The sequence below is a fragment of the Roseateles noduli genome, from assembly GCF_050626985.1.
GTDB lineage: Bacteria > Pseudomonadota > Gammaproteobacteria > Burkholderiales > Burkholderiaceae_C > Roseateles > Roseateles noduli_A.
Window position 1 is genome coordinate 3,564,831 of the sequence record NZ_CP192463.1, and the last position, 14,990, is coordinate 3,579,820.

Annotated in this window: 15 protein-coding genes and 1 tRNA gene; 7 read left to right on the forward strand and 9 right to left on the reverse strand. The window is 68.0% G+C overall.

The features are described 5' to 3' along the window. The first annotated feature begins 64 nt into the window (after positions 1–64). Entirely contained in the window at positions 65–400 is a 336-nt protein-coding gene (locus ACQ4L4_RS15505) for a hypothetical protein (RefSeq protein ID WP_431099830.1), read from the forward strand. A gap of 116 nt (positions 401–516) precedes the next feature. Here the strand turns inward: ACQ4L4_RS15505 and ACQ4L4_RS15510 are convergent. From ACQ4L4_RS15510 to petA, 6 genes are all read right to left on the reverse strand, one after another. After that, positions 517–592: transfer RNA gene (locus tag ACQ4L4_RS15510), tRNA-Thr, on the reverse strand. A 130-nt stretch (positions 593–722) separates the two neighbouring features. Then, positions 723–1,262: a ClpXP protease specificity-enhancing factor gene (locus ACQ4L4_RS15515; protein WP_377161026.1), complete on the reverse strand. Its 540-nt coding sequence runs from the start codon at positions 1,260–1,262 to the stop codon at positions 723–725. A gap of 13 nt (positions 1,263–1,275) precedes the next feature. After that, a complete protein-coding gene (locus ACQ4L4_RS15520) occupies positions 1,276–1,893 on the reverse strand; it encodes a glutathione S-transferase N-terminal domain-containing protein (protein ID WP_067276593.1) in 618 nt (205 codons plus the stop codon). A 166-nt stretch (positions 1,894–2,059) separates the two neighbouring features. Continuing rightward, a complete protein-coding gene (locus ACQ4L4_RS15525; RefSeq protein ID WP_431099831.1) occupies positions 2,060–2,842 on the reverse strand; it encodes a cytochrome c1 in 783 nt (260 codons plus the stop codon). A 26-nt stretch (positions 2,843–2,868) separates the two neighbouring features. Continuing rightward, positions 2,869–4,269, reverse strand: coding sequence for a cytochrome b (locus ACQ4L4_RS15530; protein WP_377161023.1), 1,401 nt, complete (start codon positions 4,267–4,269; stop codon positions 2,869–2,871). A 32-nt stretch (positions 4,270–4,301) separates the two neighbouring features. Next, positions 4,302–4,898, reverse strand: a complete 597-nt coding sequence (petA, locus tag ACQ4L4_RS15535; RefSeq protein ID WP_297529861.1) for a ubiquinol-cytochrome c reductase iron-sulfur subunit — start codon at positions 4,896–4,898, stop codon at positions 4,302–4,304. 221 nt (positions 4,899–5,119) lie between these two features. Between petA and mscL the strand changes: the two genes are divergently transcribed. Together mscL and ACQ4L4_RS15545 are read left to right on the forward strand one after the other, a co-directional pair. After that, on the forward strand, positions 5,120–5,563 hold the full coding sequence (gene mscL / locus ACQ4L4_RS15540) for a large conductance mechanosensitive channel protein MscL (protein ID WP_431099833.1): 444 nt from the start codon (positions 5,120–5,122) through the stop codon (positions 5,561–5,563). Between the two features lie 117 nt (positions 5,564–5,680). Then, positions 5,681–8,098: a DUF1631 family protein gene (locus tag ACQ4L4_RS15545; RefSeq protein ID WP_431099834.1), complete on the forward strand. Its 2,418-nt coding sequence runs from the start codon at positions 5,681–5,683 to the stop codon at positions 8,096–8,098. A gap of 58 nt (positions 8,099–8,156) precedes the next feature. Here the strand turns inward: ACQ4L4_RS15545 and pdxA are convergent, their stop codons facing one another. Next, the gene (gene pdxA / locus ACQ4L4_RS15550; protein ID WP_431099835.1) at positions 8,157–9,215 is read right to left on the reverse strand and encodes a 4-hydroxythreonine-4-phosphate dehydrogenase PdxA; all 1,059 of its coding nucleotides are present in this window, start codon (positions 9,213–9,215) and stop codon (positions 8,157–8,159) included. Then, positions 9,182–9,934 carry a Nif3-like dinuclear metal center hexameric protein gene (locus tag ACQ4L4_RS15555; protein ID WP_431099836.1) on the reverse strand — a complete coding sequence of 251 codons (753 nt, stop codon included), beginning with the start codon at positions 9,932–9,934 and terminating at the stop codon, positions 9,182–9,184. Before ACQ4L4_RS15555 ends, pdxA begins: the two co-directional genes overlap by 34 nt. Before the next feature lie 13 nt (positions 9,935–9,947). Here ACQ4L4_RS15555 and ACQ4L4_RS15560 point away from each other — a divergent pair, with 13 nt between their 5' ends. The 4 genes from ACQ4L4_RS15560 to rocF all read left to right on the forward strand — a co-directional run bounded on the left by ACQ4L4_RS15560 (position 9,948) and on the right by rocF (position 13,914). Next, positions 9,948–11,108 (forward strand): trypsin-like peptidase domain-containing protein, encoded by a 1,161-nt coding sequence (locus ACQ4L4_RS15560; RefSeq protein WP_377161011.1) that lies wholly within the window; start codon positions 9,948–9,950, stop codon positions 11,106–11,108. 14 nt (positions 11,109–11,122) lie between these two features. Continuing rightward, on the forward strand, positions 11,123–11,872 hold the full coding sequence (locus tag ACQ4L4_RS15565; protein ID WP_431099837.1) for a HesA/MoeB/ThiF family protein: 750 nt from the start codon (positions 11,123–11,125) through the stop codon (positions 11,870–11,872). Between the two features lie 120 nt (positions 11,873–11,992). Continuing rightward, positions 11,993–12,949 (forward strand): LOG family protein, encoded by a 957-nt coding sequence (locus ACQ4L4_RS15570; protein WP_431099838.1) that lies wholly within the window; start codon positions 11,993–11,995, stop codon positions 12,947–12,949. A 44-nt stretch (positions 12,950–12,993) separates the two neighbouring features. Continuing rightward, positions 12,994–13,914, forward strand: coding sequence for an arginase (gene rocF / locus ACQ4L4_RS15575; RefSeq protein ID WP_377161005.1), 921 nt, complete (start codon positions 12,994–12,996; stop codon positions 13,912–13,914). Positions 13,915–13,989: 75 nt separating this feature from the next. Here rocF and ACQ4L4_RS15580 read toward each other — a convergent pair whose 3' ends face one another. Further along, positions 13,990–14,922 (reverse strand): ketopantoate reductase family protein, encoded by a 933-nt coding sequence (locus ACQ4L4_RS15580; RefSeq protein WP_431099839.1) that lies wholly within the window; start codon positions 14,920–14,922, stop codon positions 13,990–13,992. Positions 14,923–14,990: the final 68 nt, after the last annotated feature.

Sequence of the window (14,990 nt, forward strand, 5' to 3'; positions counted from 1 at the left end):
GGCCACCGCGCCGGACCGGCGGCGGACTCCGGGTTTCCGAGCGGCGGCACTACACTGACGCCCCATGGCCACCCGCTATCTGCCCCCCCGCGCCAAGCCCGATGCGCCCGATCCGCTGGACTTCGGCCGGGCCATGTCGCAGAACGGCATGCTGGCGCGCCTGGGGAACCAACTGGCGCTGTCGCGGCGGCATCTGGCGGCGGTGAGCGTGGCGCTGCCGGGCGCGATGAAGCGCTTCGTGCAGGCCGGCACGCTCGACGAGCAGGGCTGGACCCTGGTCGCCGACAACGCCGCCATCGCGGCCAAGCTGCGGCACTTTCAGCCCACCCTGCTGCGGCTGCTGCGCGAGGAGGGCCTGTTGCTGGAAGGCGAGCTGCGGATCCGCGTCAGGCAATCCTGATTCCGACCCGGGCGAGCTCAGTCCGGGCAGTCCCGTCGGGCCGAGAAAAACAAAACCCCGGCTCGTCGGTGGACGAAACGGGGCTTCGGAACAGGCTCGTCGCCTGTGATGTTCGATGGTGCCGGCTATCGGATTCGAACTGATGACCTACCGCTTACAAGGCGGTTGCTCTACCAACTGAGCTAAGCCGGCACTAGGAAACTGGAGCGCCGCAGAAGCTGCGGCGCGGGCTGCATTCTAGACGCAGCTTCGAGAGGTCCGGAGCAAAAAACCGCGCCTTCCCTCTCGACTCGCCCCCCGCACTTGGACGGGGTTCGGATGATCACTTGATGCGCTTGAGCGCCGGGCGACCGCCCGACGGACCCGCGCCCGGATCGTCGTCGTCGGACGGCGTTGCCGCCGCTGCCGGTGCGACCGGCTCCGGCTTGGACTCGCCTTGCGGCGTACCGCCGTTGACGTCGGATGCCAGGCGCAGACCTCGCGGCGCGTTCGGCGCCGGCTGACGCGTGGCGGCATCTTCCGGATTCGGCGGCGGGAAGGCCATGCCCTGGCCGTTCTCGCGCGCATAGATCGCCACCACGTGATCGACCGGCACGATGATCTCGCGCGCCACGCCGCCGAACCGGGCCTTGAACTGGATCAGTTCATTGCCCAGGTCCAGGTTGCTGGTCGCGTCGAAACCGACGTTGAGCACGATCTCGTTGTTGCTGACGTACTCCAGCGGCACCTGCACCGTGCGATCCACGTGAACCGCGACATAGGGCGTGAACCCGTTGTCGGTGCACCACTCGTGCAGGGCGCGGATCAGGTACGGCCGCGTCGAGCTGGCGGCGAGACCGCCGCCGTCCTTGCTGTCATCCATGGGAGCCAGTGTATTACTTGCGCATCACCTTCTCGGACGGCGTCAGCGCCTCGATGTAGGCCGGACGCGAGAAGATCCGCTCCGCGTACTTCAGCAGCGGCACGGCGTTCTTCGACATGTCGATGCCGTAGTAATCCAGGCGCCACAGCAGCGGGGCGATCGCGACGTCCAGCATCGAGAAGTCGTCGCCCAGCATGTACTTGTTCTTCAGGAAGATCGGCGCCAGCTGCGTCAGGCGGTCGCGGATCTGCGAACGCGCCTTTTCCAGCTGCTTCTCGGTCGGCTTGACCGTCTGGCCGCGGTTCTCCAGCACGTTGACGTGGGCGAACAGCTCCTTCTCGAAGTTGAACAGGAACAGGCGCACGCGGGCGCGGGCCACCGGGTCGCCGGGCATCAGCTGCGGATGCGGGAAGCGCTCGTCGATGTACTCGTTGATGATGTGCGACTCATACAGGATGAGGTCGCGTTCCACGAGGATGGGCACCTCGTTGTACGGGTTCATCAGCGCGATGTCTTCGGGCTTGGCGAACAGGTCGACGTCACGGATCTCGAAGTCCATGCCCTTCTCGAACAGCACGAACCGGCAACGGTGCGAGTAGGGGCAAGTGGTTCCGGAATAAAGCACCATCATGGCAGTGGACTCCTGATCGAAGCCTCTCGGCTTCATCGATTTCTACAAACAACACAGCTCAACGCCGGCGCGGTCAAAGACCGAACAGACAAACGACAACGCAGTGGGAGCCTGTTCGGCGCCCCACTGCGCTTGAGGACCCGGCCTTCGGCCGAGTCATCGGTTCTTACTTGATGTCCTTCCAGAAGGAGGCATTCAAGCGCCAGGCGAACACGGTGAACCCCAGCAGGAACAGCACCACGATGATCCCGAGCCGGAAACGCGTCCCTTGCGCCGGTTCACCCATCCACTGGAGATAGGCGACCAGGTCGGCAACGGACTCGTCGTATTGCTGCGGCGTCATCGTCCCGGGCGTCACCTGTACGAAGTCCTTGAAGACATGCGTGACCTTGCTCGGGTCATGCGGGTCTTTTTCTTCCTCGAACCTGGCGGTGCGGACGCCCTGGAGCTCCCACAGCACATGCGGCATGGCAACGCTGGGGAAAGCGAGATTATTCCATCCCGTGGCCTTGGTTTCGTCGCGGTAGTATTTTCTGAGGTAGGTATAGAGGTAATCAGCCCCTGTTCCCTTGGCGCCGTCGGCCCGCGAACGGGCGATCACGGTGAGGTCCGGCGGCAGCGCGCCGAACCATTCCTTGGCCTGTTTCGGGTCCAGCGAGACCTTCATCGTCTCGCCCACCTTGTCTCCGGCGAACAGCAGGTTGCCCTTGATCTGCTCGTCGGTCAGGCCGATGTCCTTCAGCCGGTTGTAGCGCATGAAGTTCGCGCTGTGGCAGTTGAGGCAGTAGTTGACGAAGATCTTGGCCCCATGCTGCAGCGCGGCCAGGTCGTTCATCTTCTGCGTCGGGAAACGGTCCCACTCGATGCCGCCCTCAGACGCGAGCGCCGTCGACGTCAGACCCGCGCCCAGGCACAGCGACGTCAGCAGCGTGGCGATGATTTTCTTCATTCGTTCGACTCCGTGACGTTGGCGGTTCAGTGCGGGTGAAACGTGACGCGATCGGGCACCGGCTTGAACTGGCCGGCCTTGCTCCACCACGGCATCAGCAGGAAGAAGCCGAAGTAGTACAGCGTGCCGATCTGCGACACGATCGTTCCCGCATCCGACGGCGGCTTGACGCCCAGGTAGCCCAGCACCAGGAAGAGCAGCACGAAGATGCCGTAGAGGTACTTGTGCCAGTCGGGCCGGTAGCGGATCGACTTGACCGGGCTGTGATCCAGCCAGGGCAGGAAGAACAGGATGATGACCGCGCCGCCCATGACGACCACGCCCCAGAACTTCGCGTCGAAGGTCAGCAGCAGCGCGATGCCGACCACCGCCCCGACCACCACGATCCCCTTGCCCAGGACCGAGAGTCCGCCGCGCAGCAGCGTGATGATCGCCGACAGCGCGATCACGCCGCACAGCACCTGGACCATCACGTCGGTCGTGGCCCGCAGCATCGAATAGAACGGCGTGAAGTACCAGACCGGCGCGATGTGCGGCGGCGTCTTCAGCGGGTCGGCGGGGATGAAGTTGTTGTACTCCAGGAAGTAGCCGCCCAGTTCCGGCGCGAAGAAGATCACCGCCGAGAAGGCCATCAGGAACAGGCCCACGCCGAAGATGTCGTGAACCGTGTAGTACGGATGGAACGGGATGCCGTCCAGCGGATGGCCGTCCGGCCCCTTCTTCGCCTTGATCTCCACGCCGTCCGGGTTGTTCGAGCCCACCTCGTGCAGCGCGATGATGTGCGCGACGACCAGCCCCAGCAGTACCAGCGGCACGGCGATCACGTGGAAGCTGAAGAAGCGGTTCAGCGTCGCGTCCCCGACCACGTAGTCGCCGCGGATCAGCAGCGCCAGGTCGTTGCCGACGAAGGGCACGGCGGCGAACAGGTTCACGATCACCTGCGCGCCCCAGTAGGACATCTGGCCCCACGGCAGCAGGTAGCCCATGAAGGCCTCGGCCATCAGACACAGGAAGATCGCGCAGCCGAAGATCCACACCAGTTCGCGCGGCTTGCGGTACGAGCCGTACAGCAGTCCGCGGAACATGTGCAGGTAGACGACGACGAAGAACGCCGACGCGCCCGTCGAGTGCATGTAGCGGATCAGCCATCCCCAGGGGACGTCCCGCATGATGTACTCGACCGACGCGAACGCGAGCGTCGAGTCCGGCTTGTAGTGCATCACCAGGAAGATCCCGGTGACGATCTGGATCACCAGCACCAGCAGCGCCAGCGAGCCGAAGATGTACCACCAGTTGAAGTTCTTCGGAGCGTAGTACTCCGACATGTGCTCCTTGTAGAGCTTGGACGCGGGGAACCGGTTGTCCACCCAGGTCATCAGCTTGACGCCCAAGGGGGCTCCGGCGGGTGCTTCCTTGAATTCAGCCATGTGTTGTCTGCCTCGGTCCTGTTCCTGGGGAGTTAGGCTTTCTTGTCTTCACCGATCAACAGCCGGGTGTCGGACAGGAACGCGTACGGCGGCACCTCGAGGTTGTCGGGCGCGGGCTTGTTCTTGAAGACGCGACCGGCCATGTCGAAGGTCGAGCCGTGGCAGGGGCAGAGGAAGCCGCCGTGCCAGTTGTCCGGCAGCGAGGGCTGCGGACCGGACTGGAACTTGTCGCTGGGCGAGCAGCCGAGGTGGCTGCAGATGCCCACCACGACCAGGTACTCCGGCTTGAGGGAGCGCCATTCGTTCTTCGCGTACTCCGGGATGGGGAACGCCTTGCGATCGGACTGCGGGTCGGCCAGTTCCGGATCGTTGCCTTTGAGCGCGTCGAGCTGCTCCTTGGTCCGGCGGACGATCCACACCGGCTTGCCACGCCATTCGACGGTCAGCTTCTGACCGGGGGCGAGGCCGCCGATGTCCACCTCGACGGCGGCACCGGCCGCCTTGGCGCGCTCGCTCGGAGCGAAGGTACTGACGAACGGGACGGCGGTGGCCACGCCGCCTACTGCTCCCGCGCAACCGGTGGCGATCAGCCAGGTGCGCTTGCCTTGGTCCACTTGTGGGTCACTCATGAGGGTCCTTACAGGGAACTTCTGATCAGGGGCAACCAAAGATTCTAGGTAAGAAAGTTCCGGTCCGCCCCTAGGCGCTCTACCGATGTGCATCGGTGCACCAGGTTGACATTTGTCGTGGTGCAAACGCCGTTAGGATGCTTGCCCGGAGGCGGAGGGCGCCCCCGGGAAAGCGCTTGGTAGTTGGCGCCTTCGCACACGTGGAGCACAAGGAGCAAGCGATGGGTTTTTTGACCGAATTCCGTGAGTTCGCCGTCAAGGGCAACGTGATGGACCTCGCCGTGGGCGTGATCATCGGCGCCGCCTTCGGAAAGATCGTCGACTCGGTGGTCAAGGACCTCATCATGCCGATCGTCGGCAAGGCGGTCGGCGGACTGGACTTCAGCAGCTACTTCATCACCCTGTCGGACCCGCCGGCCAACTATGCCGGGCCGATGACCTACGAGGCCCTCACCAAGGCGGGCGTGCCGCTCTTCGCCTACGGCAACTTCCTGACGGTGCTGTTGAACTTCATCATCCTGGCCTTCATCATCTTCATCATGGTGAAGCAGGTGAACCGCCTGAAGCGCGACACCCCCGCCACGCCGGCGGAACCCGCCGCGACGCCGGAAGACATCCAGCTGCTGCGCGAGATCCGCGACGCGCTGAGGCGTGACAAAGCGTAAAGCTGCTCTCATTCGTCACCTTTTGCGCACAAGCCGGGTGAGCCCCACCCGGACGGGGGATGGCCATCGCCGATACTTGGCGTGTGGTGCGGTCACCACAATGTGCTCGATGCCTCGATGAACCGTCTGAACCCCCACGTCGACGCTGCGCTCCAACGCGTACGCCTCGCGGCGGAACAAGCCGCGGAACGCGGCGCTGAAGGTCTCGGTCTCGCCGCCCTGTCCTCTGGACAGGCCAAGCGGCGGGATGCGCTGCTGTCCGCGCAATTCCTCTTCCGCAAGCACCAGGCCCTGTTCTCCCAGCGCTTCGACCAGTCGATGCGCCAGCAGGCGGCCGAAACGCCGGGCGCCGGGTCCGCCCCGGCCGCCGCGTCGCGCGCGGCGCCCAAGGCGACGCAGTGGGACGAGCTCTCGCTGATGGACGACGACCAGGTCAACACGATGGTCGCGACCGACCGGATCGGCCTGGCGCTCGGTCACCAGAGCGAGTGGGAGCTGCGCGAGGTCAATTCCTACATGGGCGACATCCCCGGCATCGCCGAGGACCGCCACCCGCTGCGCCCGCAGGCGATCGCGCAGGCGCTGATCGAGGGCGTCAACGCCGTCACCGACGATCCGGACACGCGCCAGCTCCTGACCGACGAGCTCACCCGGGCGCTGGCGCTGGAGATGCGCGCCTGCTATGCCGACATCGCCGGCCTGTTCCGCAGCCGCGGCCTGCGTCCGCAGGACCTGCGCGTGCGGGCGACCGCGGGGGCCACGCGGGGTCAGTCCTTGCACGGCGGCACGACATCCGGCGTGCCGCTGCACGACAGCCGCTACGCCACCCTGCCCGGCGCGCTGCATCCCGCCGTCCACGGCAGCCGCGCGGGCGGCCTGCATAGCGTGGCCGGTGGATTCCACGGCGGCAGCCACGAAGGCTACGCCACGACCGGCGGCGGTCCCGCCGGTGGCGGCATGGGCGGATGGTCGGTCGATCCGCAACTGATGGACCTGATGCGGCGGCTGGCGATGACCCCGTCCGTCGGCATGCCCGTGACCGGCAGCGGCGCGCTGCCCTTGAACAGCCAATGGCAGGGCTGGGACGGCGATCCCGGCAGTTATGTCGAAGGCGGCCCGATCGTGCTGCCGCCCAACCTGATCCACCTGCACCGCGACGAACTGCGGCAGGCGGCCAGCGGCTCGCTCGATCACATGGTGATCGACGTCGTCGCCGGCCTGTTCGACCAGATCCTGTCCGACGCCAAGCTGCCGCCGCTGATGGCGCAGCAGATCGCGCGACTGCAGCTTCCGGTGCTGCGCGCGGCGCTGGGGGATCGCTCCTTCTTCTCTTCGCGCCGGCACCCGGTGCGACGGCTGGTCAATCGCATCGCGACGCTGGCCGCCGCCTACGACGACTTCACCGACGAGCCCGGCAAGTCCTTCCTCGCCCTGGTCCGCGACCTGATCCAGGACGTGGTCAGCGGCGACTTCGACCGCATGGAGCTGTACGAGTCCAAGCTGGGTCAGCTCGAACAGTTCATCCAGGACCAGACCGCCCAGACGCTGAAGTCGCAGGGCGACACGGCGGCCTTGCTGGAGCGCAAGGAGACCGAGCTCCGCCTGCAGCGCCGCTACATGCAGCAGCTGCAGCAGGCGATGTCCAGCGTGGACATGCGCGATTTCCTGCGCGACTTCCTCACCCAGACCTGGAGCGAGGTCCTGGTGCACGCCTCGCGCCATCCGGATCTGGACGCGGCCCTGGTCGAGCGGCTGCGCAACATGGGTCGCGACCTGGTCCTGTCGGTCCAGCCGAAGACGACACCGCAGCAGCGACAAGGCTTCCTGGCGTCGCTGCCGGTGCTGATGCGCACGCTCAACGAGGGCCTGGACCTGGTCCGCTGGCCCGAGCCGGACCGCAAGAAATTCTTCGCCGAGCTGCTGCCGGCGCATGCCGATTCGCTGAAGGGCCAGGCCCTCAGCCCGCTCGAATACAACCTGCTGGCCAAGCAGCTGGAGTCCGTCTTCGGCATGGCGCCTCCGCGCGAGCAGGACCTGCCCGCGGCCGGTTCGACGCCGCTGGACCTCGACCTGAGCGAGAAGCTCTCCGATGAGGAAGCCAAGCGGCTCGGCCTGATGGAGGACGAGCACGTCGACTGGGACGGGCATGTCGACATCGACCTCGACCTCGGCGCCGACGAACACCAGCCGCTGCAGGCGGTGGACATCAGCATCGACGGCCTGCCCGCCGCGGAGGAGGCCCCTTCCCCGCCCACGGGCGAGCTGCTGATCGACCACCTGCAGATCGGCACCGCCTACCGGATGCACCGCGACGGCGACTGGATCAAGGTGCGGCTCGCCCACATCAGCGCCACGCGCAGCTTCTTCATCTTCACCCACGGGACGAAGCACCAGGAGACGCTGACGATGACCTCGCGCATGCTGCACAGGCTGTGCGAGGCCGGCCGGCTGCGGGCGTTCGAACACGCCCACCTGCTGGAGCGCGCCACGGCGCGGGCGCGGCAGCAACTGGCGGCGCTCGGCGCCAAGCACTGACGCCGGGCTGAATCCAGGTTTAATCCGGGTTGAATCCGGGTTGAATCCGGACTGAGCCTCAGCCCGCCAACGCGCGGGCCATGCGGATCGCCGCGGACATGCTCGACGGGTCCGCGCGGCCCGTCCCGGCGATGTCGAACGCGGTGCCGTGATCGGGACTCGTCCGCACCAGCGGCAGGCCCAGCGTCACGTTGACGCCCTCTTCCACGCCGAGGTACTTCACCGGGATCAACCCCTGGTCGTGCGTCATCGCGACCACCACGTCGAACTCGCCCGGATGCTTGGGCGGAGCATGGCGCGCCCGCATGAACACCGTGTCCGGCGCGAACGGACCGCGCGCATCGATGCCCAGCGTGCGTGCCTGCGCGATCGCCGGCGCGATGTGCTCGATCTCCTCGCCGCCGAACAGGCCGCCCTCCCCGGCATGCGGATTCAGGCCCGCCACCGCGATGCGCGGCGCGGCGATCCCCGCGCCACGCAGCGCGGCATCGGCGATGCGGATCGTCTGCAGCACGCGGCCCGTGGTGATCTGATCGACCGCCTGTCGCAGTGCCACGTGGATGGTCACCAGCACGACGCGAAGCTCCTCGTTGGCGAGCATCATCCGCACCGGCGGCAGCCGACCGTCCGGGTCCGCGCACAGCGCCTGCAGCAGCTCGGTGTGGCCGGCATGATCGATGCCCGCGGCATGCAGGGCTTCCTTGTGGATCGGCGCCGTCACCAGCGCGCGGGACCGTCCCGCCAGTTGCTCCTGCGTGGCGGCGACGATGCAGCGAGCCGCCGCGGCGCCGGCGGCGGCGCTCACCTGGCCCAGCGGCTGCGCGAGCAGATCGCCGGGCAGTCCCGGCGGCTGCCACACCGGCAGGCAATCAGGGGGGGGCGCATCGTCGGCGCGTGCCAGCACCGCCACCGGCAAACGCAAACCCATGACGCCCAGCGCCCGTCGGAAGACCTCGACGTCGCCGACCAGGCGCAGGTCCGCCCCGCGATCCTTCGACCAGGCCGCGACGGCGATCTCGGGGCCGATGCCGCAGGCATCGCCCATCGTCAGCAGCAACGGGCGGGAACTCTCGATGACGGTGCTCATGCGGGGTTCGGGATGTCGATGAAGCGGCATTGCAGGCCCAGCTGTTCGGCCACCTGACGCCCCAGCGCCTGCACGCCGTAGCGTTCGGTCGCATGGTGTCCGGCGGCGATGAAGGCGACACCGGTCTCGGCCGCGTAATGCGCCTGCGGCTCGGAGATCTCGCCGGTGATGAACACGTCCGCGCCCGCGGCGATCGCGGCCTCGAAGTAGCCCTGCGCCCCGCCGGTGCACCAGGCGACACGCTTGAGCGGACGACCATCCCCGGCGGCCTGGATCGTCGCGCGGCCAAGCCGCTGCTCGACATGGGCGCTCAGCGCATCCAGCGACTCGAACGCCGCCGGCAGCGCGCCGATGCAGCCCAGATCCTGGTCGCCGAACCGGCCCTCGGCGGCCCAGCCCAGATGTTTCGCGAGTTGCGCGTTGTTGCCGAGTTCCGGATGCGCGTCCAGCGGCAGGTGGTAGGCGAACAGGTTGACCTCATGGGTCAGCAGTCGCGACAGGCGCTGCTTCATCCAGCCGGTGACGCGACCGTCCTGGCCGCGCCAGAACAGGCCGTGGTGAACCAGGATCGCATCGGCGCCGGACTCGATGGCGGCGTCGATCAGCGCGAGGCTCGCGGTGACCCCGCACACCAGTTGCCGGATCTGGTCGCGGCCCTCGACCTGAAGACCGTTCGGCCCATAATCCTTGAAGCGCGTGGGCTCCAGCGTGGCGGCGAGCAGCCGCTCCAGCTCCGTGCGATGTGCCATGACAGGATCTCTCTTGCGTCAAACCTGGCTGATTTTCTCCCAGGCCACCACGGTGGCGCTGGCCGGCTATTTCGTCGTGTCGACGCTCAAGCCCGAATGGTTGCACGAGGCCCCCCGGATCGTGCCCACGCTGCCGGCCGCCGCGGGCGCGCCGCCGCGCGCGTCGGTCCAGTTCAGCTTCGCCGCGGCGGCGCAGGCGGCGTCGCCGGCGGTCGTCGCGGTGCTGGCCAACAAGCCCGCGCCGAGCCAGCGCGAGATCGACGCCGATCCCTGGCTGCGTTTCCACTTCGGCAAGCGCCCGCAGCAGCAGCGGCCGCAGACGGGCCTGGGCTCCGGCGTGATCGTCTCGCCCGAAGGCTACGTGCTGACCAACAACCATGTCGTCGCCGGTGCGACCGAGATCCGCGTGCAGCTCGCCGACGGCCGCGACACGCCGGCGCGCCTGGTCGGCACCGATCCGGAAACCGACCTGGCCGTCCTGCGCATCACGCTGCCGGCGCCGCTGCCGGTGATCCATCCCGGCAAGGCCGGCGAGCTGCAGGTCGGCGACGTGGTGCTGGCCATCGGCAATCCGTTCAACGTCGGCCAGACCGTCACCTCCGGCATCATCAGCGCGCTGGGCCGCACCCAGCTCGGCCTGAGCACCTTCGAGAACTTCATCCAGACCGACGCCGCGATCAACCCCGGCAACTCCGGCGGCGCGCTCGTCGACGTGCAGGGGCGGCTGGTCGGCATCAACACGGCGATCTATTCGCGCACCGGCGGCGGCAGCCTGGGCATCGGGTTCGCGATCCCGGTGGACTCGGCGTACCAGGTGCTGGAGGCGCTGGTGAAGGACGGCAAGGTCTCGCGCGGCTGGCTGGGCGTGATCACCGGCGACATCAACCCGGAGGTCGTCGACACGCTCAAGCTGTCGGTCGACCACGGCGTGCTGGTCAAGGAAGTCTTCAAGGCCAGTCCGGCGGCCAAGGCCGGCCTGGAGGCGGGCGACGTCGTCACCGCGGTGGCCGGCCAGGCGGTGCGCTCGCCGCGCGAGCTGGTCAACGTCGTCGCGGCACTGAAGCCGGAGAGCCAGACGCTGATCTCGGTGCAACGCGGCAAGGAATCGCTGAAGCTGCCGCTGCAGGTGGGCCTGCGGCAGCCGCAGACGACGGACGACGCCGTGCCGGAATGAGGGCGGAGTGACCCATGGATGACGACCAACTGCTGCGCTATTCGCGCCACATCCTGCTGGACGACATCGGCGTCGAGGGCCAGCAACGCCTGCTGGACGCGCACGCGCTGGTGATCGGCGCGGGCGGGCTCGGATCGCCCGCGGCGCTGTTCCTGGGCACGGCGGGGGTCGGCCGCATCACGCTGGTCGATCACGACCGCGTCGACGTGACCAATCTGCAGCGCCAGATCGCCCACAGCCTCGCGCGGGTGGACCAGCCCAAGGCCGAATCGGCCGCGGCCGGCATCGCGGCGATCAATCCGGAACCGCGCGTCCGGGCCGTCACCGAACGCGCCGACGCGACGCTGCTGGACGAACTCGTGCCGTCGGCCGACGTCGTCCTCGACTGCACCGACAACTTCCCCACGCGCCACCTGGTCAACGCCGCCTGCGTGAGGCACGGCAAGCCGCTGGTCTCCGGCGCGGCGCTGGGCTTCGACGCACAGCTGAGCGTCTACGACAGCCGCGATCGCGCGTTCCCCTGCTATGCCTGCCTGTTCCCTGCCGACCAGCCGCCCGAGGAACAGCGCTGCGCGGTGATGGGCGTGTTCGCGCCGCTGGTCGGGATCATCGGCAGCATGCAGGCGGCCGAGGCCCTGAAGCTGCTGACGGGGATGGGCTCGACGCTCCCGGGTCGGCTGCTGATGCTGGACGCGCGCCGCATGGAATGGACCGACCTGAAGGTCGCCCGCGACCCGCGCTGCCCGTGCTGTGGCACGGACTGACCCCGTCGAGGAGCGCGCAGGCGTCCCCGCGCAACAAACCACCGCCCGGAGTCGCGCGCGGCACCGGCGAACGAACGGAAATTAAGTGCCAACGCCCGTAATCTCTCGGGCCATCGAATCATGATCAGAAGCGACAAACTCACCGCCCGCAACTTCCCCTCCGCGCAGGAGGAGGTCCAACAGCAGGCCTCTTTCGAAACGACCTTCGACGCGAATCCGCCCGCCGCCTACCAGCTGGCGTTCACCGACACCGACTTCCTGGTCCGCCCCGAACTGCGCCCGGTGCGCATGCAGCTGGAACTGCTGAAGCCGGAGCTGATCCAGCAGGAGCTGAACATCCAGTCGACGGTGGTGATCTTCGGCAGCGCGCGCATCGCCGACCGCGAGTCGGCGCAGGCCGCCGTCGACGCCGCCCGCGCCGCCAAGGACGAGGCGGCGGTGCAACGCGCCGAGCGCCGCCTGGTGATGAGCGGCTATTACGAGGAAGCGCGCAAGTTCGCGCGGCTGGTCACCGAGACGACCAAGGACTTCGCCCATCCGCTGTACGTGGTCACCGGCGGCGGGCCCGGCATCATGGAAGCGGGCAACCGCGGCGCGCACGAGGCCGGCGGCCGCAGCATCGGACTGAACATCGTGCTGCCGCACGAGCAGCGTCCGAACCAGTACATCACGCCGGAGCTCTGCTTCCGCTTCCACTACTTCGGGCTGCGCAAGATGCACTTCCTGATGCGCTCGGTGGCGCTGGCCGCGTTCCCGGGCGGCTACGGGACGCTGGACGAGCTCTTCGAAACGCTGACGCTGATCCAGACCGGCAAGTGCCGTCGGCGTCCGATCCTGCTGTTCGGACGCGACTTCTGGTCGCGCCTGATCGACTTCGAGCTGCTGATCGACACCGGCATGATCAGCCCGGGCGACGAGCAGCTCTTCCACTACGTTGAAACCGCCGACGAGGCCTGGGCCCTGCTGAAGAAGGAATACGACATCGGCGGGGTCACGAACGGCACGAGCAGCACCAGCGGCACGAGCAGCACGACTGGCAGCCCCGGGACCGGCGCGGTCCCGGGCGACGGCCCCTGATTCCGGCCCCGCGGGGCCATCCAGCAAGCAAGAGAGGTTCGACCATGACCGCAGCACGACACGTGAGCCTGATCGGCGCCCCGACCGACGTGGGCGCCGGCGCCCGAGGCGCCAGCATGGGACCGGAGGCCCTGCGGGTCGCCGGACTGGCCGAAGCGCTGCGGGCGCACGGCGTCGAGGTCAAGGACTGCGGCAACCTCGTGGGGCCGTCCAATCCCTGGCAGCCGCCGACGGACGGCTACCGCCACCTGGACGAAGTGACGGCCTGGAACCAGGCCGTGCACGACGCGGTCTACGCGGAGCTCAACGGCGGGCGCATGTCCGTCCTGCTCGGCGGCGACCACTGCCTGGGACTGGGATCGATCGCCGCGGTGGCCCACCACTGCCGCGACACCGGCAAGAAGCTGCGCGTGCTGTGGCTCGACGCGCATGCCGACTTCAACACCAGCAAGCTCACGCCCAGCGGCAACATCCACGGCATGCCGGTCGCCTGCCTGTGCGGCTACGGTCCGCAGGAGCTGATCGAGATCGGCGGCAAGGTCCCGGCGATCGATCCGAAGTGGATCCGCCAGATCGGCATCCGCAGCGTGGACGAGGGCGAGAAGCGCTTCGTGCACGAGGTCGGCCTCGAGGTCTTCGACATGCGCTACATCGACGAGATGGGCATGCGCCACACGATGGAACTGGCGCTGGCGACGATGGACGCCAACACCCATCTGCATGTGAGCTTCGACGTCGACTTCCTCGATCCGGACGTCGCGCCCGGCGTCGGCACCACGATCCCCGGCGGCCCGACCTATCGCGAAGCCCAGCTCTGCATGGAGATGATCGCCGACACCGGGCGGCTGGGGTCGCTGGACATCATGGAGCTCAACCCGGCGCTGGATGTCCGGAACAAGACGGCGCTGGTCGCGGTGGACCTCGTCGAATCGCTGTTCGGCAAGTCGACGCTGATGCGCAAGTGACGGGCGACGGGCGACCTGCCACCGCCGCGCGCTTCATGCACGCGCGGTCGGTATCCGAGCTCGCGCCTGCCCTTCTCAGTCCCGACTGAGTTCGGCGAGTCGCACCAGCGTGTGCAGCACGCGGTTGGCGGGCGTGGGCACGCCCAGCACCTCGCCACGGCGGACCAGAAAGCCGTTGAGATGATCGATCTCGGTGCGCTTGCCACGGCTCATGTCCTGCGCGGTCGAGGAGAACTGTCCCGGCATCGTCTCGGCGATCCTGCGCACGGCCTGGCGCACGTCCCCCACCAGCGTGACGCCATCCGCCGCGGCCACCGCCAGGCCCTCGTCGACGAGCTGGTCCATCACCGTCCACACGCCCTCGCCCTTCACCAGCTCGCCGTAGGGCTGCTGCGCCAGCGCCGACAGCGCGTTGTAGGCGCAGTTGATCAGCAGCTTGGACCACAGCGCGCCGCGCACGTTGTCCGAGACCTCGGTGGGCACGCCCGCCGCGATCAGCGCCTGCGCGACGCGATCGGCGCCGGGAGCCGGCTCGATGACCAGTTCGCCGCGCCCGTGGTGCTTCACATGGCCGGGACCGGCCATCTCCGTCGCCACATAGACCACCGCCGCCGACACGGGCTGCGGCACCGTCTCGCGCAGCCGCTCGGCGTTGTCGACCCCGTTCTGCATCGACAGCAGCAGCGTGTCCGCGCCGATGTACGGCGCCAGCGCCTGCGCGGCGGACACCGTGTCGGTGGACTTCACGCAGAACAGCACCACCTGCGCGCCGCGCGCGGCGGAAGGCTCGGTATCGGCGCGCAAACGGACCTGCTCATCGAACATCCGCGTCTCCATGCGCAGGCCGCGGTCACGGATCGCTTCCACATGGCCGGGGCGGCCGATCAGCGTCACATCGTGCCCGGCGCGCGCCAGCATGCCGCCGAAGAAGCAGCCCACGGCGCCCGCGCCCATCACGGCGACCTGGAGCGGCGTCTTCGGGGTCGGCGTGTCATCGATGCGGGTCATGGCGTCATCCTCGTGGTGGGAAGTCGGGGAAGTGGGCGGGGAAGTGGGCAAGGAGGTGGGCAAGGAAG

Bases quoted from the DNA above. Each gene is read 5' to 3' on its own strand.
- ACQ4L4_RS15565 (WP_431099837.1), top strand. From the start codon at position 11,123: ATGGATGACGACCAACTGCTGCGCTATTCGCGCCACATCCTGCTGGAC.
- ACQ4L4_RS15515 (WP_377161026.1), bottom strand. From the start codon at position 1,262: ATGGATGACAGCAAGGACGGCGGCGGTCTCGCCGCCAGCTCGACGCGG.
- ACQ4L4_RS15520 (WP_067276593.1), bottom strand. From the start codon at position 1,893: ATGATGGTGCTTTATTCCGGAACCACTTGCCCCTACTCGCACCGTTGC.
- ACQ4L4_RS15580 (WP_431099839.1), bottom strand. From the start codon at position 14,922: ATGACCCGCATCGATGACACGCCGACCCCGAAGACGCCGCTCCAGGTC.
- petA (WP_297529861.1), bottom strand. From the start codon at position 4,898: ATGAGTGACCCACAAGTGGACCAAGGCAAGCGCACCTGGCTGATCGCC.
- rocF (WP_377161005.1), top strand. From the start codon at position 12,994: ATGACCGCAGCACGACACGTGAGCCTGATCGGCGCCCCGACCGACGTG.
- ACQ4L4_RS15555 (WP_431099836.1), bottom strand. From the start codon at position 9,934: ATGGCACATCGCACGGAGCTGGAGCGGCTGCTCGCCGCCACGCTGGAG.
- pdxA (WP_431099835.1), bottom strand. From the start codon at position 9,215: ATGCCGCTTCATCGACATCCCGAACCCCGCATGAGCACCGTCATCGAG.
- mscL (WP_431099833.1), top strand. From the start codon at position 5,120: ATGGGTTTTTTGACCGAATTCCGTGAGTTCGCCGTCAAGGGCAACGTG.
- ACQ4L4_RS15530 (WP_377161023.1), bottom strand. From the start codon at position 4,269: ATGGCTGAATTCAAGGAAGCACCCGCCGGAGCCCCCTTGGGCGTCAAG.
- ACQ4L4_RS15570 (WP_431099838.1), top strand. From the start codon at position 11,993: ATGATCAGAAGCGACAAACTCACCGCCCGCAACTTCCCCTCCGCGCAG.
- ACQ4L4_RS15525 (WP_431099831.1), bottom strand. From the start codon at position 2,842: ATGAAGAAAATCATCGCCACGCTGCTGACGTCGCTGTGCCTGGGCGCG.
- ACQ4L4_RS15545 (WP_431099834.1), top strand. From the start codon at position 5,681: ATGAACCGTCTGAACCCCCACGTCGACGCTGCGCTCCAACGCGTACGC.
- ACQ4L4_RS15505 (WP_431099830.1), top strand. From the start codon at position 65: ATGGCCACCCGCTATCTGCCCCCCCGCGCCAAGCCCGATGCGCCCGAT.